Below are 15,483 nucleotides of genomic sequence, written 5' to 3' on the forward strand. Positions count from 1 at the left end.
GGCCGCCCTTCATCTTTCCTTCCGAGCCGCCGGCCAGGCCTTTCCTCTCGAGACGCGGGTCCGGCCGGTCCGCTCGAGGCGCCGGTCAGCGCTTGCGCGGTGCCTCGTCGCCGAGGGTGAGGAGGACCTCGCGAAGGAGGTCCGCCAGTGCCCGTCCGGTCTCCTCGGTGACCCCTCCGAACAACGCCTCGTGCTCCCGGCCGGTCGCGGCGACGATCCGGTTCGTCAGGTCGAGACCCTCCGGGGTCAGGCACACCCACGAACTGCGCCGGTCGTCCGGGTCCGGCTCGCGTCGTACGAGGCCGGCCGCGCCGAGTCGCTGCAGGATGTTGCTGGTGCCGCCGGTCGTCAGCATCGATGACTCGGCGAGCGTGCCCGGCTTGAGTCGGTACGGCCGGCCGGACCGGCGGAGCGTCGCCAGCACGTCGAACTCCGCGTAGGTGACGCCGAACTCCTCCAGGGCCCGCTGAGTGGCCTCCGAGCACAGCGCGGCCAGGCGTCCGACGCGCTTGGTGAGCTCCAGCGTCAGCGTCGCGACCTCGGGGTCCTCCGCGCGCCAGGCCGCGAGCATGGCGTCCACGCGATCCGGCCGTTCCATGGCCGTTGAGCCTAGTCGGTCACCGTGATAGCTTTCAGAAAAGCTTTCTAGAAAGGTATTCTCATGTCCCGGATCCTGATCCGGCACGGGCTCGTCATCGACACCGAGCCCGCGCCGCACGCCACGCCCGCGACCGACCTCCTGATCGAGGACGGTGTGATCGCCGCGGTCGGCCCCGGCCTGCCCGCCGAGGGCGCCGAGGTCATCGACGCGCGAGGTCACATCGTGCTCCCCGGCTTCGTCGACACCCACCGGCACACCTGGCAGAGCGTGCTCCGGTCCACCGCCCCGTACCCCTCTCTCGGCGAGTACCTCGAGGCGATCGTGTACGGGGCCGCGCCCCGCTTCCGCCCGGAGGACGTCCACGCGGGCAACCTCGCCGGCGCCCTCGAATGCCTGAACTCCGGGATCACCACGCTGCTCGACTGGTCGCACATCCAGCGCTCGCCCGAGCACACCGACGCGGCCGTCGCCGCGCTGCGCGACTCCGGCATCCGCGCCGTCTTCGGGTACGCCCATCCGGCACCGGACGCGCGGCGGCCCGACGAGGTGCGCCGGGCGCTCGGCCTCGTCGGTGGCCGGGTCTCGATGACGCTCGCCGCCTGGGGACCCGGCTTCTCGAGCATCGAGGACACCGAGGCCGACTGGCGCCTCGCCCGCGAGCTGGGCCTGCGGATCAGCGTCCACGTCAACGGCCCCGGTCCGATCGAGCGGCTGCGCGACCGGGGCCTGCTCGGCGCGGACACCACCTACATCCACCTGAACGGGGTCACCGACGAGGAGTTCACGCTCATCGCCGACAGCGGCGGCACCGCCTCGGTCTCCCCGGTCCTGGAGGACCAGATGCGCCTCGGCCGCCCGGAGCTCGCCCGCCTGCGCGCCGCCGGGGTCCGGACCACGCTCGGCGCGGACGCCGTGACCAGCGTCGCGGGCGACATGTTCGGACTGATGCGGGCGGCCTTCGCGGCGACGCGCGCCGACGACCCCACCGTCTCGGCGGCGGACGTGCTGCGGATGGCGACGCTCGACGGCGCCGTCGCGCTCGGCCTGGGCGACCGCATCGGGTCGCTGCGGCCCGGCAAGCAGGCCGACCTCGTCCTGCTCCGCGCCGACACCCCGAACCTGGTGCCGCTGGGGGACCCGATCGCCGCCGTGGTGACGGCGGCCGACCTGAGCAACGTGGACACGGTCCTGGTCGGCGGGGAGATCGTCAAGCGGGGCGGGCGGCTGGTGCGGGCCGACCTCCGGCAGGCCTTCGACCTGGCCGAACGTTCGGCGGCGCACCTCGCCGCGTGAACCGGGTGGCGCGCGCCGTCCGCCAGAGCCCTTCTCGTATCGTCGTCGGCGAAACATCGATCGAGGAGGCGACATGGCCGGATTCCGGCACGTGGTGATATTCCGCTGGAACGAGAACGCGACGGACGAGCGGAAACGGGACCTGGTGGAGCGGCTGACCGCCCTGCCCGGCGCCATCCCCGAGATCGAGGACTACCACGTCGGCGACGATGCCGGCGTGAACGCCGGCAACTTCGACTTCGCCGTGGTCGCGGACTTCGCCGACCGCGACGCCTACGCCGTCTACCGCGACCACCCGGTGCACCGCGCGGTCATCGACGAGTACGTCACGCCGATCCTCGCCGAACGCGCCGCGGTCCAGTACGAGCTCTGACCTGCGGCGCGTCCGCGTTCCCTCCCGCGCGCGCCGAGCGCCGGGAGGGGCGCCCGGGGACCGAGACGACCGCCAGCCCGCCCAGCAGCAGCACGGACCCCGCGGCGACCGGCACGGACATCCGCTCGCCGAGGAACAGGACGGCCAGCGCCGTGGCCACGAGCGGCTCGGCCAGCGACAGGGTGCCCGCCGTCGCCGCGGTGACCCGGCGCAACCCGGCGACGAACAACGAGTACGCCAGCGCCGCCGTGACCGGGCCCAGCCAGCCGACCACCAGGAGAGAGCGCGCCGTGCCGAGGGCCGGCGGGCGTGACAGCGTCCACGGGGCCAGGAACGAGCCGCCGATGAGGAGCGTCACCGACACCGCCGCCGGCATGTCGACGCGACCGCCGGTGAGCCGCTTGGCCGCCACCGTGTAGACGCCGTAGCAGCCGCCGGAAACGACGCCGAGCAGCACGCCGTACGGGTCGACGTGCACCGGTCCGTCCGGCGTCATCACCAGGGCGCAGCCGACGACGGCGGCGCACGTGCCGACCGCCCAGCCACGCGACAGCCGGGTGCCGAGCGCGATCCGCTCGACGACGCCGGTGCTGACGGGCGCCACGCCGAACGCCACCGCGGTGGCCACGGCCGCGCCGGTACGGGCCACCGAACTCATGAACGCCGCCTGGAAGATTCCGGTGGCACAGGAGGCGGCCAGCAGAGACGGCCACGCGCTCCGCGTCAGCGTACGGAAGGCTCCCCGGCGCGTCGCGAGGACCGCCAGGGCCAGCACCACTCCACCCGCCAGGATCCGGGCCCCGCCCAGCGCCACCGGCCCGGCCGCCGAGTCCGCGAGAACCTGCGCGGGCCCCACCGTCGCCCACAGCACGCCGGCCGCCAGCACGAGTCCCACCCCGGACAGGTCATTTCGTTGCTCCATGCGGAGAACGCTAGGCGGAAGTGCGGAGAGACGGCCGTTCAGCCGACGATCGTTCGATTGAGAGGGTTCAGGCCGAGCATCCTTCGGCCGGGATCGTCATGGGAGTGATCCAGGCGTACGGACTTCGGCGATGACGGTCTTACGCCGACGGAAGTTCGGACTGCTCGACCGGCTGGACGTAGTCGAAGACCACCGTCGTACGGACGTCCACGAACTCCTTGCGCCGGGCCAGCCGGTCGAGCACGAAGTCGCGGAGGTACGCCGTGCTGGGCACCGCGACGTGCACGAGGACGTCCTCGTTCCCCGTGACCACGAACACGCCCAGCGTCTCGGGCAGTGCCGCCATGGTGTCGCGGACCGACTCGATGGCCTCGCGGGACTGCGGCCGGATCCGTATCGAGATCAGCGCCTGCACGCTCCGGCCCAGCGTCGCCGGGTCCACCGCCGCGTGGAAGCCGGTGATGACGCCGCGAGCGCGCAGCGCCCGCGTCCGCTCGAGCGCGGTCGACGGGGCGATCCCGACCGCCTCGGCCAGCTCCCGGTTCGTCTGCCGCCCGTCTCGCTGCAGCCGCCGCAGGATCGCCTGATCCACCGCGTCCATGTGATCCTCCACTCGTCGCCGCCACGCCGAACGCCGTACGCGATACGTCGGCTCATCGACTCGTTCGCCGAAGGATATTCGGTCCGCTACCTGTCAGTCGGCGTCTGTGCTCGCCGGCAGCCACTGGAAGTCGTCGGTCTCGTCCCGAGCCGGGGCGATCCAGCGGAGATACGGGTCGGCCAAGGCGAGCAGGGCGTCCTCACGGCGCCCATCGCCGAGCAGGCCGGCTCCGACGAGGAACAGCGAGTTGCGTTGCGCCACCGGGCCCGCCGGCCCGGCCAGCCAGGGGTCGGTGGCCGCGACGAGACCGGGGGCCTCGGCGAAGACCCAGGCCACGGGCCGGTGCTCGGCGGCCTGCCGGAGCTGCGCGGCGAAGGCCGCCCTGGCGTCGGCGGTGAGGTAGCTGAGCAGTGAAGCGGTGAAGACCACGACAGGTTCACGCCCTGGCAACTCGCCGATCAGCCGGGCGGTGTCGGTGGTCGCGTCGCCCGGTACGACGGTCGCGTCCGCGGTCGAGACGGCGAGGTCGATGGCACCGCGCAGGACCGCGAGGTCGCCGGTCTGCTCGGGCCAGACGAACGCCTCCAGCCAGGCGCGGGCACCGGGGTCGGCCAGGTTCACCGGATGCCGGTCGATGCCCAGTCGGTGAGTGATCTCCAGGATCGGCCCGAAGATCTGGCCGGTGCGAACGCTGCCCCGTACCTCGCAGGCGATCGTCACCGGCGAGGCCGCGGCCGAGGACGTCTCCTGGTCGCCGACGCGGTAGCGGTAGCGGTCCAGGAGCAGGTTCAGACCCGCGCTGGCACCGACCTCGGTCAGGGCGAGTGGTCCCGGCCAGCGCCGGTACACGTGCGCGAGGCCCAGGCGAAGAGCCACGCAGCGGCGGATCTCGTTGGTCTGAGTGGACCTGCTGTACAGCAGCCGGCCGAGCTCGTCACGATGCCTGGCACAGAAGGCGGCGAAGGTCGGCACGAGCCGGCCGTCGACCGGCCGCCGGCCGCCGTGGATCGGGTAGTAATCGGCCAGTGCCGAACCGGCATCCGAGGCCAGGAGCAGGTTCACCGCCGCGAACAGCAGGCTGGGCCGCCGCTGCTCGTCGGGAGTGGACATGAGCAGGTCCAGCAGCCCGTCGTCGTCGGCGACGCCCTCGCTCAGCGTCTCGTACACCGGGGAACGGCCACGGCACTGTGTGGCCGCGAAGAACCGGAACAGGCGCCGGAGCCGTTGCACCTCGATGCCCCGGTCACCGTCCGGCCGCGCTGAGCTCACTCGGTCGGCGTGCGAGCGACGCCGGCGAGGCCGCCCGGGATCTCCGGTCCGTCGGCGCGCCAGCAGGCCATGTTCACCAGCCCCGGGGGGACGAGTTCGAAGCCGTCGAAGAGCGGCTCGATCTGCTCCCGGGTGCGCGGGATCAGCGGGGTCGTGGCGTTCTGGTACGCCGCGGTGACCTTGTCCGCGCTCTCCGGGTCGACTCCGTCGCGGCACGCGATGGACAACACGAGATGACTTCCCGGGGCGAACCGGTCCCGGAACCGCGCGACGATCCCGGCCGGGTCCTCGTCGTCGGTGACGAAGTGCAGCACGTCGATGAACAGGATGCCGACCGGCTCGTCGAAGTCGATGACGTCCTTGTCCTCCAGCGCGGCGAGGACGAGATCGGGCTGCCGGATGTCCGCCTCGATGACGGTGACGGCCTTCCCGTCGGCCCGCAGGGCCCTGCTGTGCGCGGCGACGATCGGGTCATGGTCGACATACACCACGCGGGCGTCCGGATGGACCTCGCGGGCGATCTCGTGGACGTTCGGCGAGGTCGGAATGCCGGCGCCCAGGTCGACGAACTGCCGGACGCCCTGTTCGGCGAGGAACCGGACCGCCCGCTGCAGGAAACCGCGGTTTGCCGCCACCAGTTCCCGCAGCGCGGGGAACGCCGCGAATATCCGGTCGGCGGTCTCCCGGTCGATCGCGTAATGGTCCTTTCCGCCGAGCGCGTAGTCGTACATCCGCGCCGAACTCGGCACGGTCACGTCGATGGCGGAGGGCATCCGATCGTCGTCTGCTGTCACGGGGCCAGTATGTCTTCGTAGATCATCCGGCGAGGCGTGATCACTGAGTTCCGACTCTGGCGAGCAAGCGCTTGGCTGTGCAGACTGTTGGGATGCAGAGCTTCTCCGGTAAGGCGGCGATCGCCGGGGTGGGGATGACGGACCTGTCCCGCGACTCCGGCCGGTCCGAGCTCCAACTCGCCGTCGAGGCCGCCCGCCGCGCGATCGACGAGGCCGGGCAGCGGCCGGACGCGATCCTCAGCTACCACCTCGGCGACTCCGCCCCGGTGATCCACGTCGCGCGGGAGCTGCGGATCGAGCTCGGCTGGCACAACGAGATCTACGGCGGCGGCACCCAGTGCGCCTCGATCCTCGGCGACGCCGCCATGCTCATCGACGCGGGCCTGGCCCGTACGGTGCTGGTCTACCGCGCCCTCAACGGCCGCTCGGGACGGCGGATGAACACCCTCTCCTTGAAATTGGGGGAGGGGGTCGAGGAGCAGTTCACCCATCCGTACGGGTCGGCCGGTCCGGTGCAGCAGTTCGCTCTCGCCGCCCAGCGCTACCTGCACGACACCGGCCTCACCGAGAAGGACCTGTGCGCGGTCGTCCGCAACTCGCGCACGCACGCCGCCGCCAATCCCCGTGCGCTGCGCCGGGCGGGGGAGGACTACTGGGCGAGCCCGCCGGTGGCCTCGCCCCTGCGCCGCGCCGACTGCTGCCAGGAGACGGACGGCGCCTGTGCGCTCGTCATCACGTCCGCCGACCGGGCACCGGCCGCACCGCGCATCCACACCGTCGTGCGGGGCGGCGGCCCGGGCGCCTCGGCCATGGACAGGACCGACGACGTGACGAGGATCTTCTCCTCCTACGTCGCCGGCCCGCTCTACGCCGCCGCGGGAATGACGCCGGCCGACGTGGACGTGGCCCTGCTGTACGACGCGTACTCCTGGCTGGTCCCGCGCCAACTGGAGGACTTCGGACTGTGCGCCCGCTCCGACCTGGCCGGGACGCTCCGCGACGGCCTGGCCACCGTCAACCCGCACGGCGGCCTGCTGTCGGAGGGGTACGTCCACGGCCTCAACAACGTCGCCGAGGCGGTCCGGCAGTTGCGCGGCGACGGGGTGAACCAGGTCGCCGACGCCGAGGTCGCGCTCTGCACCGGCTTCGGCGGCTCCTACGGCGGCGCGGCCATCCTCACCCGCCCTGACGACGGCTCCTGAGCTGCGACGGAAGTGAGGCCGGCCCGACTGTGATGAGGGCCGGCGCGGCGTAGTTCTGGGCTGCTGGCGGGGATCATCCTGTTCGGTGAGTGCGCCTGCAGCCGTCACCCGCGAATGTCCGGGACGTTGCCGCCGTGTTTTTGACGGATCTATCAAAAACTGGGAAGCTGCTCTCATGGCACGTCCGAGGAAGTTCGACGCCGACGCGGCCGTCGAGGCGGCGATGGAGACGTTCTGGACCAAGGGGTACACCGGGACCTCGACCGAGGATCTGCTCGCGGAGACCGGGATGCTCCGTGGCAGCCTCTACAACGCCTTCGGCAGCAAGCGGGGCCTGTTCGAGCTGGCACTCCACCGTTACCGGGACAAGGGCGCCGCCGGGCAGAACGCCATCCAGGCGGACCGGCCGCCGTTGGAGCGCATCCGGCGGCTCATGCTCAGTGGCGTGGATCGGGCGGCGGCCGACCGTCGCGGCTGCCTCGCGGTCAACACGGTCACCGAACTGGCGAGCGTGGACCCCGAGCTGGCGGCGCTGGCCCGCCGGTGCCTCACGCAGCTCGAAGCGGTGCTGGTGGAGGCGATCGAGGACGGCAGGGCGCAGGGTGAGATCCGGGCCGACCGCCCGGCCCGCCTGCTCGCCCGCCAGGTGATGGGCACCTTCCATGGCCTGCTCGTGCAGGCCAAGGCCGGCTATGACCGGCAGTCGCTGCACGAGACGGTCGAAGCGGTGGTCGCCGACCTGCGCGCCTGACCTGGGCCGGGGATACGGCCTTCGCATGCCAGAGTTTTTGACTGATCCATCAACAACGGAGGATCCATGCTCCTGCTCCCCGTCATCCTGGCGGCCTTCTTCATGTACGGCTTCGACGGCAACGTGGTCAACGTCGCTCTTCCCGCCCTCCAGTCCGACCTCGGCGCCGGAGCGGCGGCGCTGGAACTGGTGGTCGGCGGCTACGTCTTCAGCTATGCCACCGGGTTGGTCCTCGGCGGGCGGCTCGGCGACATCTTCGGCCACCGCAGGCTGTTCCTGACAGGAGTGGCGGCCTTCACCGTGGCCTCTGTGCTGTGCGGCCTGGCGCAGGATTCCACCCAGCTCGTACTGGCCCGCATGCTCCAGGGGCTGACGGCCGCCGCCATGGTGCCCCAGGTGCTCGCCCTGATCACCACGGTCCTCCCCGCGGAACAGCGGCCACGCGCGCTGGCGTGGTTCGGCGTCACCGGAGGACTCAGCGGCGTGTGCGGCCAGCTGCTGGGCGGCCTGCTGCTCGGCGCCGACGTGTTCGGCCTCGGCTGGCGGGTGATCTTCTTCATCAACCTCCCCGTCGGCCTGGCCGTCTTCGCCCTCGCCTCCGCCGCGCTGCCGCGCACGACCGTCGCCGGCCGCCCGGCCGTGGACGGGATCGGGGTCCTCGGCGTCTCCGGGTCGCTGGCGCTGGCACTCGTACCCCTGGTCCTCGGCAGGCAGGAGGGCTGGCCGGTGTGGGCCTGGGTCCTGCTGGTGTCCTCCGCGCCGGTGTTCTGGGCCGCCCTCACATGGGAGCGCCGCCTCGCCGCCCGCGGCGGTCAGCCGCTGCTCGACCTGACGCTGTTCCGCGGCAAGGTCTTCACCATCGGCCTCGCCATCAACGCCGCCTTCATGGCCTTCTTCACCAGCTTCATCTTCGTGATCAGCCTGACCCTGCAGACCGGTTTCGGGTACAGCGCGCTCGGCGCGGGACTCATCTTCACGCCCACGGCGGTGCTGGCCATGGTCGCCTCACTGACGGGAAAGCGCCTCATCGCGAAGTACGGCCTGCGGGTCATGACCGCCGGTACGGTGATCACCGGGCTGAGCGTGCTGCTCATCGCGGTCGGACTGCAGGCCGAAGGCGACCACATCGCCGTTCCGTGGCTGCTGACCGCGACAGGCCTGATGGGGATCGGCAACGGCCTGATCCTGCCGTCACTGATCGGTGCGCCGATGACCGGGATCGCTCCTGCGAAGGCGGGTGTCGCCTCGGGCACGCTCTCCACCACCCAGCAGTTCGCCGGCGTGACCGGTGTGGCCGTCGTGGGCGGGATCTATTTCGCGGTGCTCGACCACGGCGGGTACGCCACAGCCGCGGAGGTGGCCGCATGGATCGCACTGGCCCTCGTGCTGACGATGACGGTGCTGGCGATGCGACTGGCCAGAACCGTGAGCGCGCAGCGCCGGCTCGGCACGGACGAATCCGAAGCCTTGGTCTCCGCCTGAGCCGCGACGCGGTGAACGCCCATCCGATCGCCTGGTCGCCGTACTCCCCGCGGAGTACGGCGGCCGTTGGAGTGTCATCGCCGGACTGACGCGCGCGGGCACGATCGACCGCGAATCTCAGGACGCCATTGACTCGTCCCACGAGGTGATCCCATGTACGACGGACCGCTCGCGCGGCTGGCCCGTTTCTGTTACCGCCGCAGGCGTCTGGTCCTCGCGGCCTGGACGGTCGGCGCCGCGATCGTCATCGCGATCGGGTTCGGCTTCGCCGCGCCGGCCGACAACGACTTCACCGGCGGCAAAACCGAGTCCGCCAAGGCGCAGGACCTGATCGAGCTGCACTTCCCGGGCCGGAACGGCGACACGCTCACCCTGGCCGTCCGCGCCGACGGCGGCGTCGAGGCCGCGCGGCCCCGGGTCGAGAAGGTGCTCGGCGACCTCGCCCGCGCCCCGCATGTCACGTCCGTGAGCTCGCCGTACCAGGTGCCCGGCCAGGTGTCGCCGGACCACCGGACGGCGTTCGCCCCGGTCCAGCTCGACGTGAGGGCGGACGACATGCAGGTGAAGGACGTCACCGCGATGATCTCCGACGTGCGGAAGGCGTCCGGAGACGGCCTCACGCTCGCGCTCGGCGGCAGCGCCGTGATCAACGCGGAGACCCCCGGTGGCGGGCCGACCGAGGGCATCGGACTGCTCGCGGCCGTGATCGTGCTGCTCCTCGCGTTCGGCTCGCTGCTGGCGATGGGCCTGCCGATCGTGACCGCGATCTTCGGCATCGGCACCGGCCTGGCCGGCATCTCCCTGCTCGGCCATCTGCTGCCCGCGCCGACCTTCAGCCCGATCGTCGCCGGTCTCATCGGGCTCGGCGTCGGCATCGACTACGCGCTGTTCATCGTCACCCGCTACCGCGAGACCCTGGCCGAGGAGGGCGCCGACCCCGAGCACGCCACCGTGGTGGCGATCGCCACCGCGGGACGGTCGGTGCTGTTCGCGGGCACAACCGTGGTCGTCGCGCTGATGGGGCTGTTCGTGATGGGCCAGCGGCTGTTCAACGCCGTCGCCGTCGCCGCGTCGCTGACGGTGCTGATGACGATGATCACCGCCGTGACCCTGCTGCCCGCGCTGCTCGGCTTCACCGGCCGGAACATCGACCGGTTCGGGCTGCGCCGCGTGACCCGGCGGCACGCGCGCCGGCCCCTGTCCGAGCGGTGGGCCGGAGTGATCCAGCGGCGTCCGGCAATCGCCCTGTCCGTCTCGGCGATCGCGCTGCTCGTCCTGGCGGTGCCGGCGCTGTCGATGCGGCTGAGCTTCACCGACTCCAGCACCCAGCCGCACGACACGAGCGCCTACGCCTCGCACCGGATCCTCGCCGACGGGTTCGGCGCCGGGTACGACGCGCCGCTGGTCCTCGTGGCCCGGCTCCCCGGTGACGTACGGCCGGTGGCCGACGCCGTCCGTGGCACGCCGGGGGTCGCCTCGGTGACGCCCGTACGGACCAGCCAGGACGGCACGACGGCCATGTTCGTCGCGTACCCGAGGACGGGGCTGCAGGACGCCGCGACGCCGAGGCTCGTGCACCGGCTGCGCGACGCCATGGCCGAGCGGCACCGCGCCGGCGGTCCGCGGGTCTACGTCGGCGGGCCGAACGCCGGCACGATCGATTTCGCCGACGGGGTGATCTCCCGGCTGCCGTGGCTGATCGCGGTGGTCGTCGGGCTGTCCCTGATCCTGCTGCTCGTGCTGGTCCGGTCGGTGGCCATCGCGCTGAAGGCCGCGCTGATGAACCTGCTGTCCATCGGGGCGGCGTACGGCGTGCTCACCGCGGTCGTCCAGTGGGGCTGGCTGGGGCGTGCGCTCGGCTTCCCGACCGGGATGCCGGTGACCGCCTGGGTGCCGCTGTTCATGTTCCCGATCCTGTTCGGGCTGTCGATGGACTACGAGGTGTTCCTCATCTCGCGGGTCCGGGAGGAGTACGACGCGGGGGCGCCCACGCGCCAGGCCGTCACCCGGGGGCTCGCCCGCACCGCCCGCGTGATCACGGCCGCCGCGGCCATCATGGTGTGCGTGTTCCTGTCGGTGCTGCTCGGCGGGGACATCGCGGTCAAGCAGATCGGCCTGGGCCTGGGCGTGGCCGTGCTCATCGACGCGACGGTCGTGCGTATGGTGCTCGTCCCCGCCGTCATGGAGCTCCTGGGCGCGGTGAACTGGTGGCTGCCGGGGTGGCTCGCCCGCCTGCTGCCGGTCGCCGAGCCACCCGTCGCGGCACCGGCCGTACCCGCCCGCGTCGAGTCCGGGCGGTGAACGCCCGAGCGAATGACCGATCACCGGTGTAGACCGTGCGCGCTGAGGTAGGTCAGGGGCGGGAGGTACGAACGCCATGGCCGAATTCCTGACCGACATCAAGACGATCCGCGAGCGGGCCAAGACCGAGATCGACAAGGGCCCGGTGACCGACGCGTACGGCGCCGACCTGGAGCGCGTCATCCAGATCTGCAACGAGGCGCTGGCCACGGAGATCGTCTGCGTCCTGCGATACAAGCGGCACTACTTCACCGCCACCGGCATCCACGCCGAGGCGGTCGCCGGGGAGTTCCTGGAGCACGCCCAGGAGGAGCAGAACCACGCGGACATGCTCGCCGAACGCATCGTCCAGCTCGGCGGCGAGCCGGACTTCAACCCCGACACGCTCGCGACCCGGGCGCACGCCGAGTACGCCGGAAGCCTCGACCTGGTGGAGATGATCAAGGAGGATCTGGTCGCCGAGCGCGTCGCGATCATGTCCTACACCGAGATCATTCAGTGGATCGGGGACGGCGACCCGACGACCAAGCGGGTGTTCGAGACGATCCTCGCGCAGGAGGAGGAGCACGCCGACGACCTGCGGGGCCTGCTCGAACGCCTGCCGGACGAGCTCAAGAGGCTGGACGAGCCCCCGGCAGGGGCCTGACCACGCCGCCGGGCGCCTCGGGCCGATGGCGGCATCGGCCCGAGGTGCCCCGGCGCGCTCTCAGCGGTGCTGGGAGATGCCGTCGAACAGGACCTTGATGTAGTGGTCGGCGAGCCCGTCGGCGTCGAGCCGTCCTTCGGGCTGGAACCAGCGCACCGTCACCCAGATCGTGTCGCGGATCATCCGGTAGGTGAGCTTGGGATCGATGTCCTCGCGGAACAGCCCGCTCTCCTGGCCGCGCTTGATCTGGCCGACCCACAGCCGCTCGGTCTCGGCCTCGGCCTTGTTGAGGTAGTCGAACCGGTCGAACTGCTTGAGGTAGTTCCAGTCGTTCTGCAGCACCATGATGGCGGCGCGGTGCGGGACCAGCGTGCCGAAGCAGATGCGCACGAGCTCGGACAGGACCTCGCGTGGCTCGCCGCCCTCGGCCAGGGCCGCCTGGTTCGCGGCCGCCAGCTCGTCGAAGAACGACGTGAGGATCTCATCCACGATCGACTCCTTGGAGTCGAAGTGGTGGTAGAGGCTCCCGGACAGGATCCCGGCCTCGTCCGCGATGTTGCGAACGGTCGTGGCCTGGTAGCCCTTCTCCGCGAACAGTTCGGCGGCGAGCTTCACGAGGTGCTCGCGGCGCTCGGAGGCGAGCGTCGATGAGCCCTTCGCGCGACGGCGGGCGCCCCCCGAGGTGCCGGTGCGGGCATCGGCCCGCGGCCGTCCGTTGTCCTTGCGCGTGGTCGTCACCCCCTCATTATGGCCCGTCTGCCCAACCGCTTGTTCAAATGAATGGGTCACGTCCCGTCACCGGCTCGGTGATCCGCGCGGGCACCGGCCGTCGCCGGCCGGCCCCGGCGCCGCATAGGCTCGCATCGCCCCTGGTCACCGCCTGAGAAGAGGACCGCATGTCGCGTGCGATCGTGTTCGACCTGTTCGGTGTCATCGCGCTGACGCAGACGCCCGCGGCGAAGCGCCGGATCGAGGACATCGCCGGCGTCGCACCCGACGCGCTCTGGGACGCCTATTGGGCGCTCCGTAAACCGTATGACGCGGGACAGTCGAGCGCGGAGTACTGGACGGCGGTCGCCGACCGGCTCGGCGTACGGTTCCCGGCCGCGACGATCGACGCGCTGACCGCGGCCGACCTGGCGAGCTGGACGAACGCCGACCCGGCCATGGTGTCCCTCGTCGGCGAGCTGGCGGGGCAGGGCCGCCGGCTCGGCCTGCTGTCGAACATCATCGCCGACCTGGTCCCGGTGTTCGAGGAGCGGCACAGGTCGTGGCTCGCGCACTTCGACGCCTTGACCTACTCCTGCGCCATCGGCGTGGCGAAACCCGACCACCGCGCCTTCGAGATCGCGGCCGAGCGCCTCGGGGTCGCGCCGGCCGACTGCCTGTTCATCGATGACACCGAGGTCAACGTCGTGGCCGCCCGCGAGGTCGGCATGCGCGCCGAGGTCTTCCACTCCGTCGACCAGATCCGCGCCCTGACCACCTAGTGCGGTGACCACTTACGTTCACCGGGCCCGGCGCCGTGGCGGCCGGTGCCCGCGATCGGGGCCCTGTCGGCCTCGGCCTAGTCGGCGGTCGGGCCGCTGCCTGCGGTGAGGTCACCGGCGCCCGAGCCGTTAGAGACCGGATATCAGCAACTTCCAGCGACGAACCGACACGGCGACTGCACCGTCCTGACCACCGGCGTCGTCCCCATGCCCGGCGGCATAAAGCCTTGCCGGCGGCGTTGACGGGACAAAACGCGTGATCGGGACGAAGCCCGGCCACAGCGACGGCGAAGTGACCATAGCGACGGCGAAGCAGGCATGCGGTATCCACAGGGGGGCGGGCTGACCGCCGAACGTCAGCAGTTCCGCGAGGAGTTACGGCTGAAGGCTGTGGGCAGGAGCCTTCGCCCTGCCGCAGTTCGCACCGCCGGTCGGGCGTGGGCGTGGCGGCCGTTGGTGCGAACTGCGTGGTCGCTTTCAGACGCTGGTCAGTGCCGGGTTCTCGGGGAGCTGCCAGTTGCCGCCGCGGTCCTGCGTCGAAAGGCGCGCGGCGAGGTCGGGGACGTGCAGGAAGCAGGCGAGCGCGGTGGTGGCCTGGAAGACATCGATCGCACGCTGGGTCATCGGCAGGCCCAGGCGCAGTAGGCGCGGGTTGACTTCGCCCTGGATCTCGTTGACGAAGGGCCGCAGCACGCGGTTGTAGTTCGCCAGCGCGGTCGGCAGGTCGCCCGGGTGCCGGTTGATCTCTCCGGCCAGGACGTGGGCGCCGACCAGGCCGCCGGAGATGCCCATGCCGCTGTAGGGGGAGGCGCAGTGCGCGGCGTCACCGGCCAGGACCACGCGGCCTTTCGACCAGGTGTCGGTGCGGACCTGGACGATCTCCTGGGAGTAGAAGAACGGGCTGGTCTTCATGCCCTCGATGAAGCGCTCGGTCTGCCATCCGGCATCGCGGAACCTGCTCGCCCAGAACTCCTGCTGTCGCTCGACGGGCGCTCGGTGGATTGCCGAGGCTTCCTCTGATTTTTCCCGTAGGACGAAGTACACCTGGGTCTCGGTCGGGTTGTGGCTGCGGCGCATGATCTGACGGCCGCCCGGGATCATGTAGGTGTCCCGGATATTGCTGTCGGACGCGATGCGCGGAACGAACCAGTAGGCCATGTGGATGCCCACCCGCCAGTACGGGTCGAGACCCTCCGGGAGAATCGCTCGCCGGATGCGCGATCCCTGCCCGTCCGCGCCGACCAGGAGGTCGAATTCGCCGGAGGACCCATCGGAGAAGTGCCCGACGACCTTGTGGGCGTCCTGCTCGAAGCCTTCCACGCTCACGCCGAAGACGTACTCGGCGTCGTCCTTGGTGGCGTCGTGCAGGATGCGTACCAAGTCCCCGCGCATGATCTCGTACTCGGACGTGAGGGTCTGCCGGCCCTTCCCCGAGGCGTTGGCCATGATCGTCGCCTTGGGCCTGCCGCGTGCGTCGATGAAGGCGACGCCCGCCTCGTCCACAAGCTTGCCGCGGACGGCGTCGAGAAGCCCCATTCGCTTGACGGCCTCGATGCCCTGACCTCGCAGATCGACCTGAGCCCCGGCGGCCCGCAGCGCCGGAGCGCGTTCGACAACGGTCACCTGGTGGCCGCCCCGGGTGAGCCAGAGGGCCAGGGCCTGCCCCGCGATCCCACCGCCGGCGACGAGGACCCTCAGAGGCTGTTTGTCCGATCCTTTCGCCATGCCCATCCCTCCTAAATCTATCGGTGAAAGATT

15 protein-coding genes are annotated in these 15,483 nt (G+C 71.2%); 8 read left to right on the forward strand and 7 right to left on the reverse strand.

Annotation, left to right across the window (positions count from 1 at the left end; genetic code table 11):
• Nucleotides 1–85: 85 nt before the first annotated feature.
• On the reverse strand, nucleotides 86–598 hold the full coding sequence (locus tag ABD978_RS29280) for a MarR family winged helix-turn-helix transcriptional regulator (protein WP_345361690.1): 513 nt from the start codon (nucleotides 596–598) through the stop codon (nucleotides 86–88).
• A 63-nt stretch (nucleotides 599–661) separates the two neighbouring features.
• Between ABD978_RS29280 and ABD978_RS29285 the strand changes: the two genes are divergently transcribed.
• Entirely contained in the window at nucleotides 662–1,894 is a 1,233-nt protein-coding gene (locus tag ABD978_RS29285) for an amidohydrolase family protein (protein ID WP_345361693.1), read from the forward strand.
• A 73-nt stretch (nucleotides 1,895–1,967) separates the two neighbouring features.
• Nucleotides 1,968–2,267 carry a Dabb family protein gene (locus ABD978_RS29290; RefSeq protein WP_345361696.1) on the forward strand — a complete coding sequence of 100 codons (300 nt, stop codon included), beginning with the start codon at nucleotides 1,968–1,970 and terminating at the stop codon, nucleotides 2,265–2,267.
• Here ABD978_RS29290 and ABD978_RS29295 read toward each other — a convergent pair.
• The 4 genes from ABD978_RS29295 to ABD978_RS29310 all read right to left on the reverse strand — a co-directional run bounded on the left by ABD978_RS29295 (nucleotide 2,221) and on the right by ABD978_RS29310 (nucleotide 5,853).
• Nucleotides 2,221–3,189, reverse strand: coding sequence for a DMT family transporter (locus ABD978_RS29295; RefSeq protein ID WP_345361699.1), 969 nt, complete (start codon nucleotides 3,187–3,189; stop codon nucleotides 2,221–2,223). The genes ABD978_RS29290 and ABD978_RS29295 overlap by 47 nt on opposite strands.
• Nucleotides 3,190–3,328: 139 nt before the next feature.
• A complete protein-coding gene (locus ABD978_RS29300) occupies nucleotides 3,329–3,790 on the reverse strand; it encodes an Lrp/AsnC family transcriptional regulator (protein WP_345361702.1) in 462 nt (153 codons plus the stop codon).
• A 93-nt stretch (nucleotides 3,791–3,883) separates the two neighbouring features.
• Nucleotides 3,884–5,059 (reverse strand): DUF2332 domain-containing protein, encoded by a 1,176-nt coding sequence (locus ABD978_RS29305; RefSeq protein WP_345361705.1) that lies wholly within the window; start codon nucleotides 5,057–5,059, stop codon nucleotides 3,884–3,886.
• Nucleotides 5,056–5,853, reverse strand: a complete 798-nt coding sequence (locus ABD978_RS29310) for an SAM-dependent methyltransferase (protein WP_345361708.1) — start codon at nucleotides 5,851–5,853, stop codon at nucleotides 5,056–5,058. Before ABD978_RS29310 ends, ABD978_RS29305 begins: the two co-directional genes overlap by 4 nt.
• Before the next feature lie 92 nt (nucleotides 5,854–5,945).
• Here ABD978_RS29310 and ABD978_RS29315 point away from each other — a divergent pair, with 92 nt between their 5' ends.
• The 5 genes from ABD978_RS29315 (at nucleotide 5,946) to ABD978_RS29335 (ending at nucleotide 12,235) form a co-directional block, all read left to right on the forward strand.
• Entirely contained in the window at nucleotides 5,946–7,055 is a 1,110-nt protein-coding gene (locus tag ABD978_RS29315) for a thiolase C-terminal domain-containing protein (RefSeq protein ID WP_345361711.1), read from the forward strand.
• Nucleotides 7,056–7,230: 175 nt separating this feature from the next.
• A complete protein-coding gene (locus ABD978_RS29320; RefSeq protein ID WP_345361714.1) occupies nucleotides 7,231–7,806 on the forward strand; it encodes a TetR/AcrR family transcriptional regulator in 576 nt (191 codons plus the stop codon).
• A 66-nt stretch (nucleotides 7,807–7,872) separates the two neighbouring features.
• Entirely contained in the window at nucleotides 7,873–9,288 is a 1,416-nt protein-coding gene (locus ABD978_RS29325; RefSeq protein ID WP_345361717.1) for an MFS transporter, read from the forward strand.
• Between the two features lie 153 nt (nucleotides 9,289–9,441).
• Nucleotides 9,442–11,589, forward strand: a complete 2,148-nt coding sequence (locus ABD978_RS29330) for an MMPL family transporter (protein ID WP_345361720.1) — start codon at nucleotides 9,442–9,444, stop codon at nucleotides 11,587–11,589.
• Nucleotides 11,590–11,665: 76 nt separating this feature from the next.
• The gene (locus ABD978_RS29335) at nucleotides 11,666–12,235 is read left to right on the forward strand and encodes a ferritin-like domain-containing protein (RefSeq protein ID WP_345361723.1); all 570 of its coding nucleotides are present in this window, start codon (nucleotides 11,666–11,668) and stop codon (nucleotides 12,233–12,235) included.
• Nucleotides 12,236–12,295: 60 nt separating this feature from the next.
• On the opposite strand, the gene ABD978_RS29340 is transcribed toward ABD978_RS29335, so the two are convergent.
• Nucleotides 12,296–12,973, reverse strand: a complete 678-nt coding sequence (locus ABD978_RS29340) for a TetR/AcrR family transcriptional regulator (RefSeq protein ID WP_345361726.1) — start codon at nucleotides 12,971–12,973, stop codon at nucleotides 12,296–12,298.
• Nucleotides 12,974–13,131: 158 nt separating this feature from the next.
• Here ABD978_RS29340 and ABD978_RS29345 point away from each other — a divergent pair, with 158 nt between their 5' ends.
• Complete coding sequence (locus ABD978_RS29345) at nucleotides 13,132–13,725, forward strand: HAD family hydrolase (RefSeq protein WP_345361729.1); 594 nt, start codon at nucleotides 13,132–13,134, stop codon at nucleotides 13,723–13,725.
• Nucleotides 13,726–14,202: 477 nt separating this feature from the next.
• On the opposite strand, the gene ABD978_RS29350 is transcribed toward ABD978_RS29345, so the two are convergent.
• Nucleotides 14,203–15,450 carry an FAD-dependent monooxygenase gene (locus ABD978_RS29350; RefSeq protein WP_345361732.1) on the reverse strand — a complete coding sequence of 416 codons (1,248 nt, stop codon included), beginning with the start codon at nucleotides 15,448–15,450 and terminating at the stop codon, nucleotides 14,203–14,205.
• Nucleotides 15,451–15,483: the final 33 nt, after the last annotated feature.

It is taken from the genome of Actinoallomurus liliacearum (assembly GCF_039542035.1).
In the GTDB taxonomy this organism is placed as follows: domain Bacteria; phylum Actinomycetota; class Actinomycetes; order Streptosporangiales; family Streptosporangiaceae; genus Actinoallomurus; species Actinoallomurus liliacearum.